We start from the raw sequence: 23,674 nt of genomic DNA on the forward strand, positions 1-23,674 counted from the left end.
TGGTTAGGCTAACCTGACACGCCGAGCAGCTGAAAGCCCGAAAGCCCCAAGCCCGAAAGCCGAAAGCATCAGGAGCGCCTGTTAGATGTCCCTTTCGATATCGTCGCCGTCCACCCTGCAGACCGGGGCGGACACCGACGTCAGCTTGACCGCCGCCCAGCGCGAACTGTGGGCCGGGCACCAACTGGACCCGACCCGGTCGGCGTTCATGACGGCCGAATACGTGGAGGTCGCGGCCCCTGTCGACCTCGACGCTCTCGCCGCGGCGATACGCACGGTGATCGCGGAGGCCGAGGTGCTCTCGACCCGCTTCGTTGCCGAGCCCGACGCCGATTCGGCCGACGTGATCCAGGTGCACGATCGACATCACGCGCCCGAACTCGAGTGCGTCGATCTCGACCGGGCCGCGGCGGTGGAGTGGATGCGCGAGGACGTGCGCCGACCACTCGACTTCGACACCGCTCCCCTCGTGCGCACGGCACTGATCACAGCCGAATCCGGTGCAATCTGGTACCTTCGCGCCCCGCACGCATTGCTGGACGCGTACGGGTATTCACTGCTCACCCGCCGTGTCGCGGCGCTGTACACGGCCCGGCTCGCGGGCACCGAACCCCGACCGGCGAAGTTCCCGCCGCTGCGCGAGCACGTCCGGGCGGCACACGAGTTCGACGCCGCGACCCCCGAGGGCGCGCCGCCTGCCGCCTCGCGTCCGGTCGGATTCAGTGACACGGTACGCAGACCCGTGCCCGATCCGCATCGGCACACGATCGCGATCGACCCCGACGTCGCTCAGAGCCTGCGCGCCGCGGCCGCCACGCAGGCGACCACGTGGGCGGAGGCGGTGTACGCGGCCGCCGCCGCGTACCTGGGCTCCCACACCGGCGCCGAGGAGGTGACGCTCCACATTCCGGTGCTGGCCCGCAACGGAATCGAGCTGGCGTCGCCCGTGACGGCCACGAACATCGTGCCGCTCCGCATTCCCCTCCACGCACGACCGACGTTCGCCGACGTGACCGGCCGGGTGGCCGCGGCACTGTCCGACACCCGGCCGTTCCAGCGCGTCCGGGACGCCGGGAGCCGCGTCACCGGCGGAGCGGTGGTGAACGTCAAACCGTTCGCCGCCAGAATCGCTTTCGGCCCCACCTCCGGGTCGGTGCACCAACTGGCCACCGGTCCGGTGGAGGACGTGGTGATCTCCGTCTCCGGCGCCGGCGACGAACTCACGCTCGAATGGGCCGGAAACCCCGAGGTCTACACGGACGTCGAGATCCGGAACCACGCACACCGCTTCGCGCACTACCTCCGAAGCATCTCCGTGGCAACGGAACCCGTCGCGGTCGTGGACGTCTGCGCCCCGGACGAACTGCACTTGTGGCGGTCGGCGGCCGGACTCGACCGGACCGGCACGGCAGCGGCACTTCCCGACAGCATCGTCTCCGCCGTCCTCGCGCAGGTGCGCACCCACCCGGACCGGGTCGCGGTGAACGACCTGACATACCGGGAACTCTCGGAGCGCAGCGCCGCCCTGGCGCGCCGGCTGAGGTCGGCCGGTGCCGGACGCGGCACGGTCGTGGCCGTCAGCCTCCCCCGCGGCACCGATCTGATCGTCGCCGTCCTCGCGATTCTCCGCAGCGGCGCGACCTACCTGCCGATCGATCCGTCCTCCCCGGCCGAACGGGCCCGGTTCATCCTGCGGGACGCGCAGCCGACGCTGGGAATCGGATCCGCCGATCTGCTCGGCGACCTCCCCCGCGTCGAGGAGGGCGCGCCGCAATCCGGCGTCGGGGAACTCGAAAACCCGGTGCGCGCCGACGACATCGCGTACATCATCTATACATCCGGATCCACCGGTGTGCCCAAGGGCGTTCCGATTCCGCACCGCAACGTGATGCGCCTGTTCGAGGTGTCCCGGGAATGGTTCACGTTCACCGAGGACGACTGCTGGCCGCTGCTGCATTCGTATGCGTTCGATTTCTCCGTGTGGGAGATCTGGGGTGCACTGCTGCACGGCGGCCGCATCGTCACGGTCGACGAGACCACCCTCACGTCACCGGCCGACCTCGCCGCCCTTCTCGTCGACGAGGGTGTCACCGTCCTGAACCAGACGCCGTCCGCGTTCGGGCATCTCGTCGACGCTCTCGTCCGCGCGGACTCGTTCGACCGGCTGCGGCTTCGGTACGTCGTGTTCGGCGGTGAGGCCCTCGATCCGGCCGTCCTGCGCGCCTGGTTCACCGCCTCGGGTCCGGGTGCGGAAACGACCCTGATCAACATGTACGGCATCACCGAGACCACCGTCCACGTCACCGCCACGAAGGTCACCGGCGCCGACGTCGTGGACATCGGGGCGCCGCTCGGCGACCTGTGCACCTACGTTCTCGGGCCGGGACTGCGCCCGGTGCCGCCCGGCATCACCGGCGAAATCTACGTCTCCGGGCCCGGACTGTCCCCCGGCTACCTCGGGCGTCCCGACCTGACGTCGGCGCGGTTCGTCGCCGACCCGTTCGCCTCCAGTGGGACGCGCATGTACCGGACCGGCGATCTCGCCCGGTACGACGCGACCGGTGCCCTCCACTACCACGGCCGGATCGACGACCAGATCCAATTACGCGGCTACCGTGTCGAACTCGGCGAGATCACCGCCGCGATGACCGCGGTTCCCGACGTGCAGGCGGCGGTCGCGACGGTGCACGAGCAGGCCGGCGGCGACCAGCGGATCGTCGGATACGTCGTTCCCCGGCCGGGCAGCACGCCCGACACGGTCGAGGAGGACGTGCGGGCACACCTCGTCCGCACGCTGCCCGGGTACATGACGCCGTCCGCGCTGGTGCTGCTCGACCGGTTGCCGTTGACCCACAACGGCAAGGTCGACAAGGACGCGCTGCCCGCCCCTCGTTGGCTCGGACAGTCCGGCGACACACCGCGGACCGACACCGAAGCCCGGATTCTCCCGCTGTTCACGTCGATCCTCGGCGCCGAGCAGGTCGGCGTCCACGACGACTTCTTCGCGCTCGGCGGAAACTCCCTCCTCGCCGCCGCCCTCGTATCCGCGATCACCGCGGAACTCGGTGTGCCGCTGCGGGTCGCGGCGGTCTTCGAGAACCCGACCGTGGCCACGGTGGCCGCGCAGCTGGAGGACGCCGGCGAGCAGGTGCAGGCGAGCAGGCCGTCCCCGCGGGACCTCCCCGAGGGCACGCCGGTGCCGTTGTCACCCGCGCAGGAACGCCTGTGGTTCCTCGACAGCGCGGCCGGTGGCGGAACGTACCTGCTTGCACTGGCGGTCGATTTCGGGGACGGCCTCGAACCGGATGCGCTGTCCGCGGCGCTCGCGGACGTCGTGACCCGGCATCAGTCGTTGCGGACGGTGTTCCCCCTCGTCGACTCCATGCCCCACCAGGTCGTGCTTCCCGCGGCACACGCGAAGGTCCGGCTCGAACGCGTCGACAACGTCGGCAACATCGAGGGGCACATCGCGGCGATGACGACGGTGGGGCTCGGACTCACCGACCAGCCGCCGCTGCGCGCGGTGCTGTACGAACCGCAGCACACGCTGGTCCTGTTGATGCACCACATCATCGGCGACGAATGGTCGCAGTCGAAGCTGCTGGACGATCTCGCGTTCGCGTACAACGCCCGCCGCGCCGGACGGGCACCGGAGTTCACGCCGCTGCCGCTGCAGTACCCGGACGTCGCCGTGTGGCAGCGCGGACGCATCGGCGCCGGCGACGACGCGACCCCGCTGCTGACCGGCCAGCTCGACTACTGGCGTGAGCAACTCGCCGGGCTGCCGCTCGAACTGGGCTGGCGCACCGACCGCCCGAGACCTGCCCTGCCCACCAATCGCGGCGCGAGCGTGCACCGCACGCTGCCGCCGTCGCTGCACGCGGCCGTCGATGCGCTGGCCGCCGAGCGGCGCGCGAGCTTCTTCATGATCGTCCATGCCGCGGTGGCCGTACTCCTCGAAAGGCTCGGCGCCGGGGAGGACATCGCCCTCGGGGTGCCCGTCGCGGGTCGTAGTCACCCCGACCTCGACGCGATGGTGGGCTGCTTCATCAACACAGTGGTGCTGCGGACCGACGTCTCGGGCGACCCGACGTTCGACCAGTTGCTGGACCGGGTCCGGGCTGTCGACCTCGACGCCGTCGACCACGCCGACGTACCGTTCAACCGCATCGTGGAACTGGTCAATCCCCCACGGTCGTCGGCCCGCCACCCCCTGTTCCAGGTGATGCTCTCGCACTGGAAGCAGGACGCCGCGGCGGAGCAATTCGACGGAACGACCGCGGCCGTGCGGATGCTCGACGCGACGTCCGCGAAATTCGATCTGGCGCTCCGCTTCCAGGAACGTCCGGAGAGCGGCGGCGTCGACGTCACGTTCGAGTACTCCACCGAACTCTTCGACGTCGCAACGGTCGAATCCCTCGCCGACCGACTCGCCGTGGTGATCGAGCGCCTCGTCGCGAATCACGAGCAGCGGATCGGTTTGCTCGACGTCCTGACCCCGCAGGAGCGGGAGCGGGTGCTCGGCGAATGGTCGCACTCGGAGCACTCCATTCCCGCCCGCACGTTCGACGAGTACTTCTCGGAGCAGGTGGCCCGCACCCCCGACGCCGAGGCCCTCGTCGTCGGATCGAGCGTGCGGCCCGCCGTCTCGCTCACCTACCGGCAGCTGGACGAACGCGCGAACCGCTTTGCCCACCTGCTGATCTCGCGGGGCGCAGGCCCCGGCGACGTGGTCGCGCTCGCCCTCGACCGATCCGCCGAGCTGATCATCAGTGTCCTCGCCGTGCTGAAGAGCGGTGCCGCATATCTTCCCGTCGACCCCAGGTACCCGGCCGACCGGATCGCGCACATGCTCGCCGACGGCGCCCCGATCGCGATTCTCACCTCGTCCGTCGGTGTGCCCGACCGCACGCCGCTGGGCACCGCCGTGCCCGTTCTCGACCTGGACGATCCGGACCTGCAGGCGCTGCTCGACACCCAGCCGGTCGGCACCCCCACGGACGCCGACCGCACCAGGCCGCTGCAACTCGACGACGCCGCGTATCTCATCTACACGTCCGGGTCCACGGGAGTTCCCAAGGGCGTGGTCGTCCCCCACCTCGGCATCGCGGACCTGCTGTCGCTGCAGTCGGACGTGATCGGCATGGACCACACCACGCGTGCGCTGCACTTCTCGTCCATCAGCTTCGACCTCGCGTTCTGGCAGATCATGTGGGGGGTGCTCTCGGGCGGGACGCTGGTGGTCGCGACGGACGCCGACCGCATCCCCGGCGAGCCCCTCGCCCGGGTCATCAACGAATACGACGTGAACTTCGTCGGTGTGCCACCGTCTTTCGCCGCCGCGTTCCCGCCGGAGCATCCCATCCCGGAGGGCGTCGACCTGATGCTCGGCGCCGAGAAGCTCACCCCGCAGCTGATCGAGCGGTACGCACCCGGCCGCCGGCTGTTCAACGCGTACGGACCCACCGAGTGCACGGTCAACGCCACCCTCGCCCTCGTCGAACCGGGACACGAAGGTCCCGTCCCCATCGGCGTCGTCGATCCGGGCAAGCACGCCTACGTCCTGGACCACGCGCTCCGGCCGGTACCCCCGGGCGTGTCCGGCGAGCTGTATCTCGCGGGCGACAGCGTCACCCGCGGATACCGCAACCAGAGCCCCAAGACGGCGGAACGGTTCATCGCCGACCCGTTCGCGGAGCCGGGCAGCCGCATGTACCGGACGTCGGATGTGGTGTGGTGGGGCCGGGACGGTCAGATCTACTTCACCGGCCGGGCCGACTCGCAGGTCAAGGTGCGCGGATTCCGCATCGAACTCAACGAGATCGAGGCCGTGCTGGCCGGTGACCCGGACGTCGAGCACATCGTCGTCGTGGTCCGCGAGGACCGGCCCGGTGATCAGCGGCTGGTCGCGTACGCCACGTCGGTGCCGGGTGGCCGGATCGACCCCGACCAGTTGCACCGCCGCGCCGCCAGCCGGTTGCCGGACTACATGATCCCGGCGGCGTTCATCGCCGTCGACGAGTTCCCCACCCTGCCGAACGGCAAGCTGGACCAGTCTTCGCTCCCCGTTCCGCACCTGTCCCTGCAGGTGTCCGAGCGGGGGCCGCGCACGGCCCGCGAAGAGGTGCTGTGCCAATTGTTCGCGGAGGCCCTCGGCATCGAGCGGGTCGGCATCGACGACAGCTTCTTCGACCTCGGTGGCCACTCGCTGATGGCGGCCGGGTTGATGAGCGCGATCTCGAAGCGGCTGTCCGTCACCGCGACGGTGGCATCGCTGTTCGCGGCGCCGAGCGTGGCCCAGCTGGCGGGCCGTCTCGACGACGATCACGACGCCGACGCACTCGCCGTCCTGCTTCCGTTCCGCACCGAGGGATCCAAGGCGCCGGTGTTCTGCTTCCACCCCGCCGGCGGAATCAGCTGGGGCTATTCAGGCCTGCTGCGGCACATCGACGACGACTACCCGCTGTACGGCGTGCAGGCCTCCAACCTGTCGACGTCCAAGCGGCCGCCGGAAACGCTCGAGGACATGGCCGCCGAATACATCGAGCACATGCGGACCGTGCAGCCGACGGGCCCGTACCACCTCCTCGGATGGTCGCTGGGCGGCGTCGTCGCGCACGCCATCGCGGGCGCACTGCAGGATCAGGGCGAGAAACTCGGCATGCTCGTCATGCTCGACTCCTTCCCGTCGGACGCGTGGGCGTCGATGCCGACGGAGCAGGACGCGCTCGCCGCGCTGCTCTACATGGTCGGCTACGACCCCGAACCGCTCCTCGCCTCCGACACCGAGCCGCACCGCGGCGGTGGACTCGACCGGCAACAGGTGATCGACATCCTGCGCGGCGAGGGCAGTGCCCTCGCCGGGATCAACGAGCACACACCGGCCGCGATGATCGACAACTTCGCGAACGCCGTGCGCCTCGAATCCGAACCCTCACAGATCGTCGTGGACTCCGACATGCTCTTCTTCACCGCGGCCAGGAATCCTGCGACCGCGGCGACGTACGACTTGTGGCGGCCCTACCTGACCGGGACCATCGTCAACCACGACCTCGACTGCGAGCACAAGGACATGACTCAGCCGCGGTGGATCGGCGAAGTCGGTTCCGTCGTGAACGAGGCGCTCGCCTCGTTCGGCTCGCCCATGAACCCCATCAACAAAGAACAGGGAGATCGATGAAAACGTCCGGAAGATACTGGCGTAGAGCCGGAATCGTGATGATGGCGGCAACCGCGCTGTTCGCGGGTGCCTGCAGCGAGTCGACGTCCGACTCGACCGACGCGGCGGGATCCGCCACCGGACAGGCCGACGCGTCGGCCTTTCCCGTGTCGATTCCGTCGGCGCTCGGCACCGCCGAGATCCCGGAGGCACCGGAACGCGTCGTCACGCTCGGCTGGGGCAGCGAGGACGCGGCACTGTCGCTCGGCGTCGTGCCCGTCGCCGTGCAGAACATGAAGTCGGACACCGGAACCGACGACGGCCTGCTGCCGTGGTCGCGTGCGAAGCTCGAAGAGCTCGACCCGAACGCGGAACCCGCGTTGCTGACGGCGTCGAGCAAGGAGATGCCGTACGAGCAGATCGCGGCACTCGACCCCGACGTGATCCTGGCCGTGCACTCCGGTGTGAACCAGGAGCAGTTCGACAAGCTGTCGGCGATCGCCCCCACCGTGGCGTACCCGGAGCGTCGCTGGGCGACCAGCTGGGAAGACCAGATCACCACGGTCGGCAAGGCCCTCGGCCGGTCGGCGCAGGCCGAGGCGCTGGTGACGCAGACGCAGGACACCCTGGCGCAGGCGAAGTCGCAGCACCCCGAGTTCACAGGCAAGACGGTGGCCTTCGGCAGCGGCACCGAGCCGGGATCGTACAACTTCTACTTCGACACCGATCCTCGCCTGAAGATGCTGGCAAGCCTCGGATTCACGGTCGACCCGCTTGCCCAGAAGTTGCGTGAGAGCAGTGACCAGACCAAGTTCGCCGCTCCGGTCAGCATGGAACTGCTGCCGACGTACAACCCGGATGTGCTGCTCGCCTGGTACCTCTCGCCCGAACTGCAGAGCGAGGTCCAGTCGAATCCGCTGTTCGCCGGGGTAAAGGCCGTGCGCGACAACGCCTATGTGGGTCTGACCGATCCGCCGCTGGTGTTCGCGTCGAGCTCGCCGAACGTGCTCAGCGTGCCGTGGCTGCTCGACAAGCTGCTCCCGCAGCTGTCGCAGGCCGCGAACAACGCTCAGGCCAGCTAGTTCCCACCTGAGCGCGTCACTGTGCCGCTGCCGAGAGGTCGTCCTCTTCGGCAGCGGCACTGCTGTAGGTGCGCAGTCCCTTCAACGCCACCGCGAGAACCGCCAGCACCACGATGCCGCCGGTTCCGTAGAGGAGGAACGCCTCCCGCGGGCCCACCGCGGCGCCGACGGCGCCCGCGACGAGCGCTCCGGCAGCCGAGCCGGTGGAGATCTGGGCGCCCCACACACCGGCGACGCGTCCGCGGTACTCCTCGGGCGTCTCGGTCTGGATGACCGCGTACCGGAGGATGTCGCCGAGCACGCGCCCGAAACCGTGCGCGGCGAGACCGAGGAACGTGACTGCGATCATCGGGACGGCGCCGACGCCGATCAGCCCGGCCGACGCGATCATGGCCGCGAGGAACACGATCAGGCCCCCGCGCCGCGCGGTTCCCGTCCAGCCGCTCGTGAGTGATCCGGTGAGGGCGCCGACGGCGGGAGCACTGTAGAGCAGTCCGGTGGCGGCCGGCCCGGCGTGCAGCACCTGGCTCGCGTAGGCGGGCAGCAGCACGTTCCAGCCGGTCAGCATCATCGCGCAGAAGCCGACCAGCAGCGTCCCGCCGACCACGGAGTCCTTGGCGGCGTAGGTGAAACCGCTGGCGATCGACCGCAGCGGACTCTCGGTGTTCTTGACCGGCGGCGGCAGCGACGGCAGCCTGGCGATGCAGTACGCGGTGATCCCCGAGGACACTGCGGCGAGAACGTAGTTGGTGCCCACGGACGTCGCCGCGATGATCACACCGCCGATGGCGGGTGACGCGACCGTCCCGAGATCGGCCATCACGGTCATCAGAGCACCTGCGGCGGCCATCTTGTCCTTGGGCAGCAGCGACGGGATCACCGCCATCAACGCGGTCGCGGAGATGCCGCCTGCGAGGCCCTCGATCACGCCGCACAGGTAGATGATCCACAACTGGGGCGTGGGCAGGAACGCGTTGACCGCGAGAATAGCGAAGGCAACCCCTGCTGTGGCCCGTGCAAGCGAGATGACCGGCCTGCGGTCGTACCGGTCGGCGATCACGCCGCCGAACAGGGTGCCGATGAACACCGAGGAGCCCACGACGATGCTCGCCGCGCCCACTGCCAGTGTGGAATTCGTCATGTCGTACACCTGCAGCGGCACCGCCACCAGCAGCAGGCCCAGACCGAAGATGGAGATCGTGCGGGCGATGAAGATGTATCGGAACTCGCGACTCGTCCGGAGAGGCGTCAAGTCGATTGCGTATCGCGATAATCCAGCCATTGTCATCCATTCACATTCGGTTGCAACAGCTCTCCGTTTCGCCGTTCGCGCGGAGAGCAACTATGCTTAGGCTTCACTAACCCAGCAACCTACCCCATGTGGTCGGACCGGCTCAACGCGCCGGGGTCCGGCCGACGCACCGGAGGATGACAGTGAGTTCCGCTCCCAGCACAGTTCCGACCCGCGACCGAATCCGCGCCGATGTGGCCGACGTCCTCGACGTCCCGGTCACCGACATCGACGACGACGCGAACCTCCTCGACGAGGGAATGGACTCCGTGCGCGTGATGGCGCTGGTCGAACGGTGGCGCGCGGACGGAGTCCAGGTCGATCTCGTCGACCTCGTCGGTGAGCCGACGCTCGACGCCTGGTTCGAGGTCACTTCGGCGCAGTGAGCGATCCCACCGCCTACTCTTGATCCGGCTGGTCGATCCGGGGAGCGACACGGACACGGGAGGACGCGAGGGGCCATGGCACACGAAACCAGCGATACCGGCAAGATGAGCGTGCTGCGGACACCGCGGTTCTGGATAGCTCCCGTGCTCCTGGTCTCCGTCGTCATGTCCCTGCTCGCCGCGTTGTACATGGGCGGCATGCTCAATCCCCCCGAGCACCTCCACCACTTCCCCATCGCCCTCGTCAATCAGGACGAGGGCGACACCGTGCCCAACTCCGATCCGCCGCAGCAGCAGAACTTCGGCAACCAGATCGCCGCAGGCCTCCTCGAGGGCGTCGATCCGAACAAGATCGAACTGCGGCAGATCGGGATCGCCCAGGCCCAGTCCGCACTGGACAACGGGGAGATCTACGGCGCGATCGTCATCCCTAGCGACTTCACGAAACGCACACTCATCCTCGCCCAGGCGAGCGTGATCCCCGGGGACGTCGAACGACCCGTGATCACCATCTACACGAACCCCCGCGCCGGCACGATCAGTGCGAACCTCGTCCAGAACATCGGTGAGATGGCGATGGACAAGGCCAACCAGACGATGGGCGAGCAACTCACCACCCAGGTGACGCAGCAACTCCAGGCGACGGCCCCCGACCTCCAGCTGTCGGGGGCCAGCCGGCTGGTGCTCGACGACCCCATCGACGTGCGGGTCGTGGCCCACAACCCACTACCGGACGGCACCGGTTTCGGCCTGGCGGCGTTCTACTACGCGCTGCTGATCGTCCTGGCGGGATTCACCGGTGCGACCATCGCGAGCACCCTGATCGACGGCATGCTGGGATTCACCCCGACCGAGGTCGGGCCGCTGTACCTGCACAACGAGGCGGTCCCGATCTCCCGTTTCAACACCCTGCTGATCAAGTGGGCGGTGATGGTACTGCTGGCGATGATCGTGTCCGGGCTGTACCTGTGGATCAGCTCCGCCCTCGGGCTGCCGATCACCGACCCGCTCGCGCTGTGGGAGTACGGCGCGTTCGCGATCGCCGCCGTCGGGATCACGGCGATGTCCGTGATGGCCGCGTTCGGGAACCTGGGCCTGCTCATCAACCTGATGGTCTTCGTCGTCCTGGCACTCCCCTCGTCCGGGGGCACGATCCCGCTCGAGGCGGCGCCGCGGCTTTACAGCTGGCTCGGTGAGTTCGAGCCGATGCACCAGATCTACATCGGGGTGCGCGCCATCATGTTCTTCGGCGCATCGGGCGACGCCGGCCTCATCCACGCCGTGTGGATGACCCTCGCAGGCCTGCTCATCGGCCTCGTCTTCGGTGCCGTCATCACCCGGTTCTACGACCGCAAGGGTCTGCACCGCCGCCACAAGGCACAGACCGAACCCGACGTGGACGCGGCCGGGGCGTGAGTCACGCGGGCGCGGACGACCAGGCCGTACCGAACTGTTCGTACCAGGGATGCGGGGCGGGCACCGCCGCCAGGATCCGCTCGACGAACCGATCGGGGTCGCCGAGTTCGGTGAGTCCGACTCCGCGGCGCTCGTAGTCGGCGAATCTGTCGTGCAGTCCGGCGATCACCTTGTCGGTCACCGTCTGCTCGAACTCTTCGATGGTTGCCATCGGATGCCCCTCCTTCCGGCGAGAAGCGTCTGCGTTCAGTGTAGTGCCGACCTGCGGATTCACCCCCGTTCTGCGGCGGATTATCGCCTGTCGGTGGCGCAGAGCAGACTGGGCCCGTGAGAGTGGTCATGGTTCCCGGCGCCGAGGGCGGCGCGACGACCGTTCGCACCGATGCAGAGGGAGTCCCGGTCGAGTCGCCGCGTCGGCACTCCGACGGCGTGGCCGCGGTCCGCGACATCGAAGCAGCCGAGCACCCCCGCTGGGTCTGGACGAGTACCGCCGCCGTCTATCCGGCGCTGCTGCGGGCCGGGGTGCGGGTGCGGCGCTGCCACGACCTCGCACTCACCCGTGCCGTCCTCAGCATGCGCGACGGCGTTCCGGCGCCGCCGGCCGACGAACCCGTCGACGAACGCCCCGGTCTGTTCGACACCGCACCCGCCACGGATCCGGCGCAGGTGGTCACCGATTTCGCGGAACAGCGGAAGACGATCGGTGACGATGCGAAACTCGACCTGCTGGTGGCCGCCGAGTCCGCGGGAGCGCTGGCCGCCGCGGAGATGAGTTTCGACGGGCTGCCGTTCTCCACCGCCGCCCACCGCGCCTTCCTCGAAACGACGCTCGGGCCCCGTCCCGCCGGGTACGACCTGCCGCAGCGCATCCAGGACGTCACCGTCGAGATCGGGGCGGCGTTCGGTCGTCGCATCAACCCGGCGTCCCACGTCGAGGTCGTCGACGCCTTTCGCCGCGAGGGCATCGAACTCGCGTCGACCCGCAAACACCTGCTGCGCGACGTCGATCACCCCGCCGTCCCGCTCCTCCTGCACCATCGGGATCTGTCCAAGCTGTTCAGCACGAACGGTTGGCAGTGGCTGGAGAGCTGGGTCCGCGACGACCGGTTCCGCCCGGTCTATGTCCCCGGCGGCGTGGTGTCCGGCCGCTGGGCGAGCCGCGGCGGCGGCGCACTGCAGATTCCGAAACCGCTGCGGTCGAGCGTGATCGCCGACCCGGGTCACACGTTCGTCATCGCCGACGCCGGCCAACTCGAACCCCGCATACTGGCCGCCATGTCGGGTGACACCCGCATGGTCGCCGCTGCGGGCGCCGACGACCTGTACGCACCGGTCGCGGCGGAGACGTTCGACGGCGACCGCGGCAAGGCCAAGGTCGCGATCCTCGGTGTGCTGTACGGCGCCACCGCCGGCGAGGCCCGTTCCCTGCTCACCCTGCTGCGCACCCGCTTTCCCGTCGCCGTCGAATACGTGGAGAGGGCGGCCCGCGCCGGTGAACGCGGCGAGGTCGTGCACTCGTGGCTCGGCCGCGCCTGCCCGCCGCCGTCACCCGACTTCTGGTCCCACGGCGACGCACGGTCCCGCGGCCGGTTCACCCGAAACTTCGTGGTGCAGGCCACGGCATCCGAGTGGGCGCTGTGCGTGCTCGCCGATCTGCGACGCCGCCTGGCCGACGAACCGGACAGCGAACTGGTCTTCTTCCAGCACGACGAGGTGATGGTGCACACCCGGAATCCGGAGTCCGCGACGCGGCATGTTCTGGGCGCCGTCGACGTAGCCACCCGGTTGCTGTTCGGCGAGACGCGGGTGCGGTTTCCGATGGATGTGGCGGTGCGGGACTGCTACGCCGAAACCTCCGACGAGGCCTGACCCGCGCAAGTTTCCGGTGTCGTGGGTGCGCTCGGCATGGTGTACTGGGACGCACTGCTGGCGGGGGCGGCGAAGGAGAACCCATGACGAAGTTGGATTCGACGGACTCGAGCACGAGCGGCGAGAAGTCGCGCAGATTTCGCTGGCCCGCGTTCACCATCGTGGCCATCGCGATCGTCGCGTTCTTCGCGGGCGGATTCGGGGGGACCTTCCAGGGGAAGCTCACCGAGGTCCAGAAGAACGACAACGCCGCCTACCTGTCGAGTTCCGCCGAATCGACGATCGTCACCAACGAATCGTCCAAGTTCCTCACCGTCGAAACCATCCCCGGTTTCGTGCTGTTCCACAGCGACGCACCGCTCACCGACCAGGACAAGGCGGCCGTCGCTCAGGCGCACGACGCCATCGCGGCCGTCGACGGCGTCGACGCCGAAGGCATGTCGCAGCCGCAGTTCTCGGAGGACGGCACCACGGCGTCGATCTTCGTTCCCCTCGTCGCGAAGGAGGACGGCACGGCGGTCGCCGGTGACGTGCTCGCCGCCACCGAGGAGAACGTCCTCACCGCCGCGAAGAGCGCGGCCACCGGGCTCGAGGTGCTCCCCGCCGGTCCCGGCGGTCTGCTGGTGGCGTTCATCGACGCGTTCGCCGGTCTCGACGGCGCCCTGCTGGGCGCGGCCCTGCTCGTGGTGGTCCTCATCCTGCTGGTGGTGTACCGCTCCCCGGTGCTGTGGTTCTTCCCGCTCTTCTCGGCCCTGCTCGCGCTCGGTCTGGCGTCGATGGTCATCTACTTCCTGGCCAAGGCCGAGGTGCTCACGCTCACCGGGCAGAGTCAGGGCATCCTGTTCGTCCTCGTGATCGGGGCGGGCACCGACTATGCGCTGCTCCTGATCTCCCGCTATCGGGAAGAACTGCACTTCTATCCCAGCCGGTTCGACGCCATGATCAAGGCCTGGAAGGAATCCGCCCCTGCCATCACGGCGTCGGCGGTCACCGTCATCCTCGGTCTGCTGTGCCTGACGTTTTCCGAACTGAACTCCAACAAGAGCCTCGGTCCGGTCGCCGCGATCGGCATCGCGTGCACGTACCTCGTGATGATGACGTTCCTGCCGGTGGCGCTGTCCGCGGCGGGACGGTGGGTGTTCTGGCCGCGGAAACCGAAGGTGGACGAGGCCGCCGACCTCACCACGCACGGTCTGTGGGGCAAGATCGCCGCCCAGGTCGGAAGCAAGGACCGCTCCCTCTGGATCGGGACGACGGTGCTGCTGGCCGTGCTGTTCCTGGTCGGCATCGGCAGCCTGAAGACGGACGGGCTGTCCTCTTCGGAGAACTTCACCAACCGGCCGGACGCCGTCGTCGGCCAGGAGTTGTACGACTCCAAATTCGATCCGGGCGCCGGCGCACCCGCCGTCATCGTCACCAACGCCGATCAGACGAACGCGGTCATCGCAGCCGTGAGCGGCGTGGAAGGTGTGTCGACGGATCCCGGCGCGGTGTGCCCGCAGGTCGATGTCGAGAAGCTGTCCGCCCTCGTCAAGTCGAACCCGGCGGCGGTGGCTTCGGCGGCCGGACAGGGGTGCGCACCCGACTTCCTCACCGCCGCACCGATCGACGGGCGAATGGTCGTCAACGTGACCCTCGCCGACTCGTACGATTCGCCGGAAGCTCTCGAGACGGTGAAACGACTGCGGGACGCGGCACACGCCGTGCCCGGCGCCGACGCGCTCGTCGGTGGCAGCACGGCAACCACTCTCGACGTGCAGACGGCGTCGGTGCACGACCGGAACCTGATCATCCCGATCGTTCTCGTCGTCATCTTCGTCGTGCTGTCCCTCCTACTCCGCGCGCTGCTCACGCCGATCATCCTCATCGCCACCGTGGTCCTGTCGTTCGCGGCCACGCTCGGGGTGTGCGGGCTCTTCTTCACCCATGTCTTCCATTTCGCGAACGCGGATCCCGCGTTCCCGCTGTTCGCGTTCGTGTTCCTGGTGGCCCTCGGCATCGACTACAACATCTTCCTGATGACGCGGGTCCGCGAGGAAACCGAGGAACACGGCACCAAATCCGGTGTGCTGCGCGGTCTGGCGGTGACCGGTGGGGTCATCACGTCGGCCGGTGTCGTGCTCGCCGCGACGTTCGCGGTCCTCGGTGTGCTACCGCTGGTGTTCCTCGCCGAGGTCGGGTTCGCGGTCGCGTTCGGCGTGCTGCTCGACACGATCGTCGTGCGCAGCATTCTCGTCCCAGCGCTCTCCCACGACATCGGCAAGAAGATCTGGTGGCCGTCGGCGCTGGCGAAGGCCAAGGACTAATACGCCTCAGCCGTCCACAGGTGGAACAGGGCGTACGCCCGCCAGGGCCGCCACGCCTCGGCGAGTTCCGCAGCCTGTCTGCCGGTCTTGACCCCCAGCGCCCGTTTGAGGACGAGGTCGTCGGGTGTGAACGCGTCCGGGTCGCCCAGTACCCGCACCGTCAGATAGTCCGCCGTCCACGGACCGATGCCGGGCAGCGCGAGCAGACCGGCCCGGAACTCGGCCGGGTCGGTGTCCGCGCCGAGGCGCAGTCCGTTCGACGCGGCCTCGGCGAGTGAGAGCACCGTCCGGGCCCGGGCCCCGGTGAGACCGAGGGTCGAGCGGAACTGTTCGGGTGCGAGCGCCGCCAGCGTCTCCGGTTCGGGGAACGCGAAGAACCCGTCGTGGACCGGAAGGCCGTACGCGGCCACGAGCCGGCTGCCGAACGTCCGGGCAGCGGCCAGCGAAACCTGTTGTCCGAGAACGGTCAGGACCGCCGTCTCGAACCCGTCCACGCTCCCCAGGCGCCGCAGTCCCGGCCGTTGCGCCACGAGCGGAGCAAGCTGCGGGTGGCGGCTCAACGCGGCGTCGATCGGCAGCGGATCCGCGTCGAGGTCGAGCCAGCGCCGGACCGTGGCGGTCAGTGCCTCAACGTCGTCGCGGTGCGCCGGTGTCAGGTGCGCCTCGACATACCCGCCGGCGGGTCGCACGTGAACGGACACCAGCGCGGGCCCGTGCGGCCCGTCCAGCACCCGGGTGTGGGTTCCGTCGGGGTCGTGCCACTCGAGCCCGGCCACGGTGTGCGCGCGGAGCGCACCCCACAGCGGTGCGTGGGTGAACGGACCCCGATACGGCAGTCGCACTCTCATGTGTCCACGAGTCCCGTCACCCGCAGCGTGATGTTCAGTCGCCCCGTGGTCAACCCGCAGCCCGGATCACTCGTGCCGGGAAGCACTTTCGGCACACCGTGATACGCGAAGCGCGACTCGCCGCCGAACACGAACAGGTCGCCGGACAGCAGTTCGACGTCGGTGTACGGCTTGGTGCGGGTGGCGGTGTTCCCGAACCGGAACGTGCACGTGTCGCCGATGCTCAACGACACCACGGGCGCATCGGATCGTTCCTCCTTGTCCTGGTGCATGCCCATCTTCGCGGCGTCGTCGTAGAAGTTGATCAGCGCGGCATCGGGCGTGTACCCGGCGGCGGGCTCCCCGTAGGCGTCGCCGACCGCCCGCCGGCCGAGTTCGACCAGCCAGTCGGGTAGCGGCGCGACGCGCCCACCGCCCGCGTCGTCGGCGGTGCGCGAATAGGAGTACGGCTTCCAGTGCCAGCCGAGGCACACCGTCTGCACCGACATGCGGTGTCCCGTCGGCAGTTGCGCGGCCCGCATCGGGACCGGCGCGGTGGCCCAGCGCCGGCATTCGGCCACCAGGTGGCGTTGCTCCTCCGGCGTGAGCCAGTCGGGGACGCGGACGGCGCCGGGCGCCACCACGGTCCGGGGTCGGGGTATCAAGGCGGACATCACGGTCACTCCGCGTCGTGCAGGACCAGGCCGAGGGTCCGGCGGGTGCCGCGTCTGATGGTGCTGACGCCGTGCCGTACCGGCCCCGTCGACCAACCGCGGGTCGAGCGCACGGGACGGTCCCGGGTGGTGAAGATCAGCGCGTGACCCTGCCGCAGCGTCGTCACCGTTCCTCGCGACTGGGCGCGGGGTCGCTGCTCGACGAGCATGAACTCGCCGCCCTCGTGATCCACCCCCGGTCGGTCGAGCCCGATCACCACCTGCAACGGGAACACCAGGTCGCCGTAGAGGTCGCGGTGCAGCGCGTTCCAGTCGTTCGCCCGGTAGCTGAGCAGGATCGGCGTCGCCCGCTTCTGACCGGCGTCGTGGCACATGTCCAGCCATTCGTCCAGGGTGTCCGGCCACGGCGACGGCTGCCTCAGCTTGACCGCCCAGTCCCGTGCCACGGGAAGCAGTTTCGGGTAGAAGGCGGCGCGGAGTTCGGCCACGACCTCCGGTAACGGATAGTCGAAGTACCGGTACTGTCCCGAGCCGAAGCGGTGCCGGGCCATGTCCACGGTGGACCGGAAACGGTCGACCTCCTCGTACATGTCCGCGATCTGCCCGCATTCCTCGGCGGTCAGGATCTGCTCCGATTGCGCGCACCCCGCGGCGTCGGTCTCGGCGTGCAGCGTCGGCCAATTCAGAGCGTTCACGCGCTGCGTCACGGTGGTCATGCCGCCGCCTCCAAGGTCAGCAGAATCGACTTGGCCTCCGGCCCACCGGCGTACTGGCCCATGCTGCCGTCGCTGCGGACCACCCGGTGGCAGGGCACCACGACGGGCAGCGGATTCAGCGCACACGCGGTGCCGACCGCGCGCACCGCTTTCGGACTGCCCGCGGCGACTGCGACCGCCGCGTAACTGGCGGTGTGCCCGTAGTCGATATCGGGGAGATGGCGCAGCACCTCGAGCCGGAATCCCTTGGACAGCCGGAAGTCCAGCGGGACGTCGAAGCTCGTGCGCCTGCCGAGGAAGTATTCGTCGATCTCGTGGGCGACCCGGTCGAGCCGGGCCGGTGCGCGCAGGATCCGGGGACTGATCTGCTCGGCGAGGGTCTGCAGCACGGCGTCGTGATCCTGGCTGGGGAAGGCGACCCGCACCAGCCCGCGATCGGTGGCGGCGAGCAGCAGCGAACCGACCGGGGTGTCGAGTGTCCGGTACGCGACGTCGAGGAGCCCGGCTTCGGCGGCGGCGGCGGCGAGACGCTCACGCAGTTTCTGCTCGACCGGGGAGTCCAACGGGTACAGGGCGTAGACGATGTCGGGCATGTTCATGTGATGTCTCCACTCACAGAGATCGAGAGGGTCTTGCGTAGCGCCGCAACGCCGTCCGCGGCCGCCCGCCGCGACGCGGCCGGGGAGTTGCCCAGGATCACCGCGATCTCGGTATACGGCAGCCCTGCCAGGTAGTGATACGCCACCGCCGCCCGCTGCTTCATCGGCAGGGCACCGACCGCCTTCCACAACTCCGGGTCCTGGCCGCCGGGAAGTCCGCGGTCGGTCGTCTGCTCCGGCAGTTCGTCGGTGGGGACGGGCCGCCGGTCGCGCGCACGGATGTGGTCGAGCGCCTTCCGGTGCGCGATCGTCACCAGCCACGCCTCGACGTTGCTCTCCGGACCCAGATCGGGGTACGCGCGCATCGCGGCGATGAACGTCTCCGACCAGGCGTCCTCGGCGTCCACCGGACCGACCACGGCCCGGCAGACCCGCAGGACCGTCCGGCCGTGCTCGGCCACGACGTCTTCGAACGGCTTCAGCGTCATCGGCTCAGCCGGAGCCCCGCCCGTTCCGCTTCGCGTTCGAGCAGGAACCGTTTGCGGTCGAGACCGCCCGCATACCCCGTCAGGCTGCCGTTGCTCCCGATCACCCGGTGACACGGGATGATGATGCTGATCGGATTCCTGCCGTTCGCCGTCGCCACCGCGCGAACCGCGGTCGGAGTGCCGAGGGAATCGGCCAGCTGACCGTACGTCCAGGTGTCGCCGTACGGGATGGTGCGCAGAGCGTCCCACACTCGTTTCTGGAACGGGGTGCCCCGCGCAGCGAGCGGGACGGTGAAGTCGGTCCGCCGGCCGTCGAAGTATTCGGCGAGCTGGGTGGTTGCCTCGTCGAACCCTGCGGTGTCGCGGTCGCCGAACGTCGCGGGATTCGGCTGATGCCGGTGTTCGACCATGTAGATGCCGCTCAGCACCCCGTCGACGCTCACCAGCGTCAGGGGGCCAATCGGCGAATCGATGACAGTGTGTGCTGCTCGGTCGGCATTCACGGTGCCAATCCTTCCAGGTGTACGGGCCTCTGGAAGGTAGACGTCTGCCACGACCGAAACGTGAGGTGCGGAATACATCAGGCAGGATGGGCCGATGGCTCTCGTACAACTCGGCACCCGCGACCTGGTGCGTACCGTCACCGGTGTCGCCCGGTGGTCGGTGGACACCGCTGAACTCGTCGTCTCCCTTCCCGGCCGGATCGGTGTCCTCCTGGACCAGGTCGAGGCACTGATCGCCCGCATCGAGGCGATCTGCGACGGCGCCGAGATCGCGGTGGCGCGGGCGAACGGGGTTGCGGAAGCGGCGGCCACCGTCGTCGCCACGGCGGGGAACACGTCCGCGTCGGCGCAGACGCTGATCGGCCTGTACGAGCCGCTCGCGACGAAGGCCGCCCCACTCGCGCAGCGGTTCGTCGACGACCTCACCGAGGAGGAGATTCACGCCGCGATCGGGTTGGTGAACCACCTGCCCGAGCTGACGATGCGCATGGAGGGGCTACTGCCGATCCTGGCGACCCTCGACACCGTGTCGCCGGAGATCCACCAGCTCCTCGAGGAGGTCCAGGGGGTGCGTCAGGCGATCCAGGGCGTCCCCGGGTTCAAGTTCTTCCGCAAGCGCGGCGAGGCGCAGGAAGACGAGGACTAGGCGCGGTAGCCGTCCGTTCCGGCCCGTCCGACGACGATCTTCGGGACCACCGCGCGCGAGGACAGCCGCAGCAGGGCGTCGACGAGTTCGACGATGTCGTTCACCTCGATCATCGTCTCGGGCGGAATCGTGTCGTGCGTCCACGCGGCCATGTCGGTGTCGACGTACGCCGGGGCGAGGGCGGTCGCGGAGATCCCGTTGCACGACTCCTCCACGTTCAGCGTCTCGGTGAGCGAGATCAGCGCGGCCTTGGTGGCCCCGTAGACGGCAAGCCCTGCCTCGGCGTACACGCCGGTGATCGATGCCAGGGCGACGACCTTGGATCCGCGTCCCGGGTTCTCCGCCGCACCGGTCCGGAGCAGAGGCAGCGACTGCTGCAGCAGGCTGAACGGCGCCCGCAGGTTGACGCCCAGGCTCTTGTCGAATCGGCGCATCGGGAATTCGCCGATGGCGCCGGCGGTACCCACCCCGGCGTTGAGTACCAGTGCGTTCAGCGAACCGAAGGCGTCGGCGTGCGCCTCGACGACCCGTCCCGCCGATTCCTCGTCGGCGAGATCCCCGGCGACCACGACGACGTCCTTCGCGCCTGCGGTCCGCAGGTCGGCGCCCACCGCTTCGAGCCGCTCACGATCGCGAGCCGTGATCGTCAGCCCGTACCCCTGCTCCGCGAGGCGGGTGGCGATGCCGAGTCCGATGCCACGCGAGGCACCGGTGATCAGTGCGCTGCGGCTCATACCGTCTGTCCTTTCAGGGCGCGCAGGCCCGCCGCGATGAATTCGGGCACCGCGTCGCCTGCCTTGTCGAAACCGTCACCGACGGTGGCGCCGGCCCGGTAGCGGTGGTTGATGCCCTCGGCGATGACGGCGAGTTTGAAGTTCGCGAGCGCCAGATAGAAGTTCCAGTGCACCAGTTCACGCCCCGACGCCACGGTGTAGCGCTGCGCCAGATCGTCGGCCGACGGCAGTCGCGGGCTCGTCCACGCCGCCGGTTCGCCGAGCACCAGGTCGAGAGCCGGATGCCGGTAGACGCACATCAGAGCGACGTCGGTGAGCGGGTCACCGAGGGTCGAGAGTTCCCAATCCACGACCGCCGCCACGGTGCTCACGTCACCGGGCGCCAGGATCGTGTTGTCGATGCGGTAGTCGCCGTGCACGATCGACGACTCCGACTGCTGCGGAATCGACTCGGCCAGTGCGGCATGCAGGCGGTCGACGTCGGCGGAATCCGTCGTCTTCACCCGCCCCCACTGACTCGCCCACAGCTTCACCTGCCGGGCCACGTAGCCGTCCGCGCGGCCGAGCTGACCCAGGCCGACGGCGTCGTAGTCGACGTTGTGCAACGCGCCGAGCACGCGGACAAGTTCGTCGGTGCACGAATCGATGTCCGCGTCGGACAGAGCATCGAGGTCCGATTTGGTCCGGATCACCTGGCCCGTCACGTGTTCCACCACGGTGAACGGCGCGCCCATCACGCTGTCGTCCTCACACAGCGCGACGGTCGCGGCGACCGGCACGTCGGTGCCCTGCAGCGCCGAGGTGATGCGGAACTCGCGGGCCACGTCGTGCGCGGAGGGTGTGAGCCCCGCGGTGGGCGGCCTTCGCAGCACCCACCGCGAGGAGTCGTCGAGAATGGCGTACGTGAGGTTGGACTTGCCGCCCGAGATCAGGTCGGCCCGCAACTCGCCATTCAGAGGGACATTCGAGTCGGACAGGAACTTCTGCAGAGCAACGAGATCGAGGCCGCGATGTTCACTCATGCGCCTGCCTCCCGCGCGGCCTTCTTCGCGGCACCCACCACGCGCTTGGCAATGGCCCAGCGATGCACCTCGGACGGGCCGTCGTACACGCGGAACGGCCGCACCTCACGGGACAGCCGTGCGAGTGGCAGGTCGCCGGACACCCCGAGGCCGCCGCACATCTGCACGGAGTTGTCGACGATCCGGAAGATCGCCTCCGCGGCGTAGGTCTTCGCGATCGAGGTCGAGTTGCTCGCGTGGCCGCCCTGATCGAGTTCCCAGCAGGCCCGCGTCAGCAGCGCCCGGGTGGCGGCGATGTCGATCTCGTTGTCCGCGATCATCTTCTGGACCATGCCGAGATCGCCCAGCTTGCCGCCGAAACCGTCACGCTGCGCGACGTGCGCCACGGCGACGTCGTGGCCGCGGCGCGCGGCGCCCAGCCAGCGCATGACGTGCGTCATCCGGGCGGGCCCGAGCCGGACCTGCGCGTACGCGAATCCCTGGTCCACCTCGCCGAGAACCCCGCTGTCGGGGACGAACAGATCCTCGAAGAACACCTCGCAGTGCCCGCCGATCATCGCCCGGTCGAGGGTGTCGATGTGACGCCCCACCGTCAGCCCCTCCGCGTCGGCCGGCGTGAGGAACATCGTGGCGCCGCCGCGGTCGCCGGGCACGCCGGACGTGCGAGCGAAGATGATGAAGAATCCGGCGCCGTCGGCTCCGGTGATGAAGTACTTGTGGCCGTTGATCTTCCACCCGCCCGGCACCTTCTCGGCGCGCGTGGTCAGCGCGGACGGGTCGGAGCCGGCTCCGGGCGACGGCTCGGTCATGGCGAACGCCGACCGCACGTCGCCGTTCGCGAGCGGGGCGAGGAACCGCTCCTTCTGCTCGGGGCTCGCGATGTGCGCGAGCATGTGGACGTTGCCCTCGTCGGGTGCGCCGATGTTCAGTGCCGTCGGGCCGAACAGCGAGTAGCCGGCGGCCTCGAAGACGGGCGCGCGGTCGGTCATGTTCAGGCCGTGCCCGCCGTACTCGACGGGTGCGTGCGGGGCGAAGACTCCGGCGTCCTTGGCCGCCTTCTGCATCTGCACGCGCAGGGTGTCGCCACCGGCGGCGGTGATGTCGCCGCCGTGCTCGTCCTCGATGGGCAGCACGACTTCGCGGATGAACGCCTCGGTCTTCTCGACGAGTGCGGTCACCTCGGGTGCATAGGACAGATCGATCGCCACAACTACCTCCAGTCAGTACGGCGACTCCGGTACCGACCGATCACTCGCTCGGTCGAAGTCGTTCCCGAGAATCCCACAGGTTCGGAACGGGGTCAAGCCTCAGTCGGATGTGCCGACGGCACTCCTCGCGATCGCCAGGTACCGCTCGACCAGTTCGTCGGGCGACAACGGCCCGTCCTCGCGGTACCAGGTGGACACCGCGACGCACATGGTGACCACGGCGCGGCTCGCGTCCTGCGGGAACGGTGTCCGGAAATGCCCGGCCGCAACCCCGTCCCGGACGATGTCGTCGAGCATCTCCTGCTGCTCGTCGCGCAGCGCGATGTACGCCCGCCTGCTCTCCGGTTCCATGCTCCGCGTCTCACGGGACGCGACGAAGGCCTGTTCCCGGCGGAACATGTGGAACCGCAGCAACGACTCGATGACCGCGTCGAACCGCTCCCCCGGCGTCGGGCCCGCCTCGGACACCGCCGCGCGACTGCGATCGAGGAGATCCCGCATCACGACATTCGTCAGCCCCACCAGCAACGCCTGCTTGGAGGGGTAATGGTGATAGAGACCGGGGACCGAGAGGCCGGCCCGCGATGCGATCTCACGGATCGACGCGCCGTCGTAGCCCTTCTCGACGAACGCCGCCAGCGCCGCGGCCAGAACCTTCGACAACCCCTGGTCGGTGTACTCACGCCACGAACTGCCGCGCTGGGTGCCCTCTACCGTCATGGGTCCTACGGTAGAACAGGAACCCGCC

The 23,674-nt window shown here is 69.0% G+C and carries 19 protein-coding genes; 7 read left to right on the forward strand and 12 right to left on the reverse strand.

Annotated features, from left to right (window positions below):
• Positions 1-85: 85 nt before the first annotated feature.
• Positions 86-7,180 carry an amino acid adenylation domain-containing protein gene (locus JWS14_RS12085; protein ID WP_206013267.1) on the forward strand — a complete coding sequence of 2,365 codons (7,095 nt, stop codon included), beginning with the start codon at positions 86-88 and terminating at the stop codon, positions 7,178-7,180.
• Entirely contained in the window at positions 7,177-8,241 is a 1,065-nt protein-coding gene (locus tag JWS14_RS12090) for an iron-siderophore ABC transporter substrate-binding protein (RefSeq protein WP_206013269.1), read from the forward strand. Before JWS14_RS12085 ends, JWS14_RS12090 begins: the two co-directional genes overlap by 4 nt.
• Before the next feature lie 16 nt (positions 8,242-8,257).
• Here JWS14_RS12090 and entS read toward each other — a convergent pair whose 3' ends face one another.
• On the reverse strand, positions 8,258-9,523 hold the full coding sequence (gene entS / locus JWS14_RS12095; protein WP_095862405.1) for an enterobactin transporter EntS: 1,266 nt from the start codon (positions 9,521-9,523) through the stop codon (positions 8,258-8,260).
• 146 nt (positions 9,524-9,669) lie between these two features.
• Between entS and JWS14_RS12100 the strand changes: the two genes are divergently transcribed.
• Together JWS14_RS12100 and JWS14_RS12105 are read left to right on the forward strand one after the other, a co-directional pair.
• The gene (locus JWS14_RS12100) at positions 9,670-9,918 is read left to right on the forward strand and encodes a phosphopantetheine-binding protein (protein WP_072947763.1); all 249 of its coding nucleotides are present in this window, start codon (positions 9,670-9,672) and stop codon (positions 9,916-9,918) included.
• A gap of 75 nt (positions 9,919-9,993) precedes the next feature.
• Positions 9,994-11,334 carry a YhgE/Pip domain-containing protein gene (locus tag JWS14_RS12105; protein ID WP_206013270.1) on the forward strand — a complete coding sequence of 447 codons (1,341 nt, stop codon included), beginning with the start codon at positions 9,994-9,996 and terminating at the stop codon, positions 11,332-11,334.
• Between the two features lies 1 nt (position 11,335).
• Here JWS14_RS12105 and JWS14_RS12110 read toward each other — a convergent pair whose 3' ends face one another.
• Entirely contained in the window at positions 11,336-11,545 is a 210-nt protein-coding gene (locus JWS14_RS12110; protein ID WP_072947758.1) for a hypothetical protein, read from the reverse strand.
• A gap of 116 nt (positions 11,546-11,661) precedes the next feature.
• On the opposite strand from JWS14_RS12110, the gene JWS14_RS12115 reads away from it, so the two are divergent.
• A complete protein-coding gene (locus JWS14_RS12115; RefSeq protein ID WP_206013272.1) occupies positions 11,662-13,203 on the forward strand; it encodes a bifunctional 3'-5' exonuclease/DNA polymerase in 1,542 nt (513 codons plus the stop codon).
• A gap of 83 nt (positions 13,204-13,286) precedes the next feature.
• The gene (locus tag JWS14_RS12120; RefSeq protein ID WP_206013274.1) at positions 13,287-15,509 is read left to right on the forward strand and encodes an MMPL family transporter; all 2,223 of its coding nucleotides are present in this window, start codon (positions 13,287-13,289) and stop codon (positions 15,507-15,509) included.
• Here the strand turns inward: JWS14_RS12120 and JWS14_RS12125 are convergent.
• Genes JWS14_RS12125 through JWS14_RS12150 form a run of 6 tightly spaced genes read right to left on the reverse strand, consistent with a single transcriptional unit; the run spans position 15,506 to position 19,316 of the window.
• Positions 15,506-16,357: a DNA-3-methyladenine glycosylase family protein gene (locus JWS14_RS12125; RefSeq protein ID WP_206013275.1), complete on the reverse strand. Its 852-nt coding sequence runs from the start codon at positions 16,355-16,357 to the stop codon at positions 15,506-15,508. The two genes, JWS14_RS12120 and JWS14_RS12125, sit on opposite strands and share 4 nt — an antisense overlap.
• Positions 16,354-17,010: an alpha-ketoglutarate-dependent dioxygenase AlkB family protein gene (locus JWS14_RS12130; protein ID WP_095862729.1), complete on the reverse strand. Its 657-nt coding sequence runs from the start codon at positions 17,008-17,010 to the stop codon at positions 16,354-16,356. Before JWS14_RS12130 ends, JWS14_RS12125 begins: the two co-directional genes overlap by 4 nt.
• A gap of 5 nt (positions 17,011-17,015) precedes the next feature.
• On the reverse strand, positions 17,016-17,726 hold the full coding sequence (locus JWS14_RS12135) for a 2OG-Fe(II) oxygenase (protein WP_095862401.1): 711 nt from the start codon (positions 17,724-17,726) through the stop codon (positions 17,016-17,018).
• Positions 17,723-18,325 carry a methylated-DNA--[protein]-cysteine S-methyltransferase gene (locus JWS14_RS12140; RefSeq protein WP_206013277.1) on the reverse strand — a complete coding sequence of 201 codons (603 nt, stop codon included), beginning with the start codon at positions 18,323-18,325 and terminating at the stop codon, positions 17,723-17,725. Before JWS14_RS12140 ends, JWS14_RS12135 begins: the two co-directional genes overlap by 4 nt.
• Positions 18,322-18,813 (reverse strand): RNA polymerase sigma factor, encoded by a 492-nt coding sequence (locus tag JWS14_RS12145; RefSeq protein ID WP_206013279.1) that lies wholly within the window; start codon positions 18,811-18,813, stop codon positions 18,322-18,324. Before JWS14_RS12145 ends, JWS14_RS12140 begins: the two co-directional genes overlap by 4 nt.
• Positions 18,810-19,316 carry a methylated-DNA--[protein]-cysteine S-methyltransferase gene (locus tag JWS14_RS12150; RefSeq protein WP_206013281.1) on the reverse strand — a complete coding sequence of 169 codons (507 nt, stop codon included), beginning with the start codon at positions 19,314-19,316 and terminating at the stop codon, positions 18,810-18,812. The genes JWS14_RS12145 and JWS14_RS12150 overlap by 4 nt, the downstream gene beginning before the upstream one ends.
• A 94-nt stretch (positions 19,317-19,410) precedes the next feature.
• Here JWS14_RS12150 and JWS14_RS12155 point away from each other — a divergent pair, with 94 nt between their 5' ends.
• Entirely contained in the window at positions 19,411-19,962 is a 552-nt protein-coding gene (locus JWS14_RS12155; RefSeq protein WP_072947736.1) for a ribulose-1,5-bisphosphate carboxylase/oxygenase large subunit, read from the forward strand.
• Here the strand turns inward: JWS14_RS12155 and JWS14_RS12160 are convergent.
• The 4 genes from JWS14_RS12160 to JWS14_RS12175 form a co-directional block, all read right to left on the reverse strand.
• Entirely contained in the window at positions 19,959-20,696 is a 738-nt protein-coding gene (locus JWS14_RS12160) for an SDR family NAD(P)-dependent oxidoreductase (RefSeq protein ID WP_206013283.1), read from the reverse strand. The two genes, JWS14_RS12155 and JWS14_RS12160, sit on opposite strands and share 4 nt — an antisense overlap.
• The gene (locus tag JWS14_RS12165) at positions 20,693-21,718 is read right to left on the reverse strand and encodes a phosphotransferase family protein (RefSeq protein WP_095862396.1); all 1,026 of its coding nucleotides are present in this window, start codon (positions 21,716-21,718) and stop codon (positions 20,693-20,695) included. The genes JWS14_RS12160 and JWS14_RS12165 overlap by 4 nt, the downstream gene beginning before the upstream one ends.
• Positions 21,715-22,926, reverse strand: coding sequence for an acyl-CoA dehydrogenase family protein (locus JWS14_RS12170; protein WP_206013284.1), 1,212 nt, complete (start codon positions 22,924-22,926; stop codon positions 21,715-21,717). The genes JWS14_RS12165 and JWS14_RS12170 overlap by 4 nt, the downstream gene beginning before the upstream one ends.
• 99 nt (positions 22,927-23,025) lie before the next feature.
• Entirely contained in the window at positions 23,026-23,646 is a 621-nt protein-coding gene (locus tag JWS14_RS12175; RefSeq protein ID WP_072947725.1) for a TetR/AcrR family transcriptional regulator, read from the reverse strand.
• Positions 23,647-23,674 lie beyond the last annotated feature (28 nt).

The organism is Rhodococcus koreensis (assembly GCF_017068375.1).
In the GTDB taxonomy this organism is placed as follows: domain Bacteria; phylum Actinomycetota; class Actinomycetes; order Mycobacteriales; family Mycobacteriaceae; genus Rhodococcus_F; species Rhodococcus_F koreensis.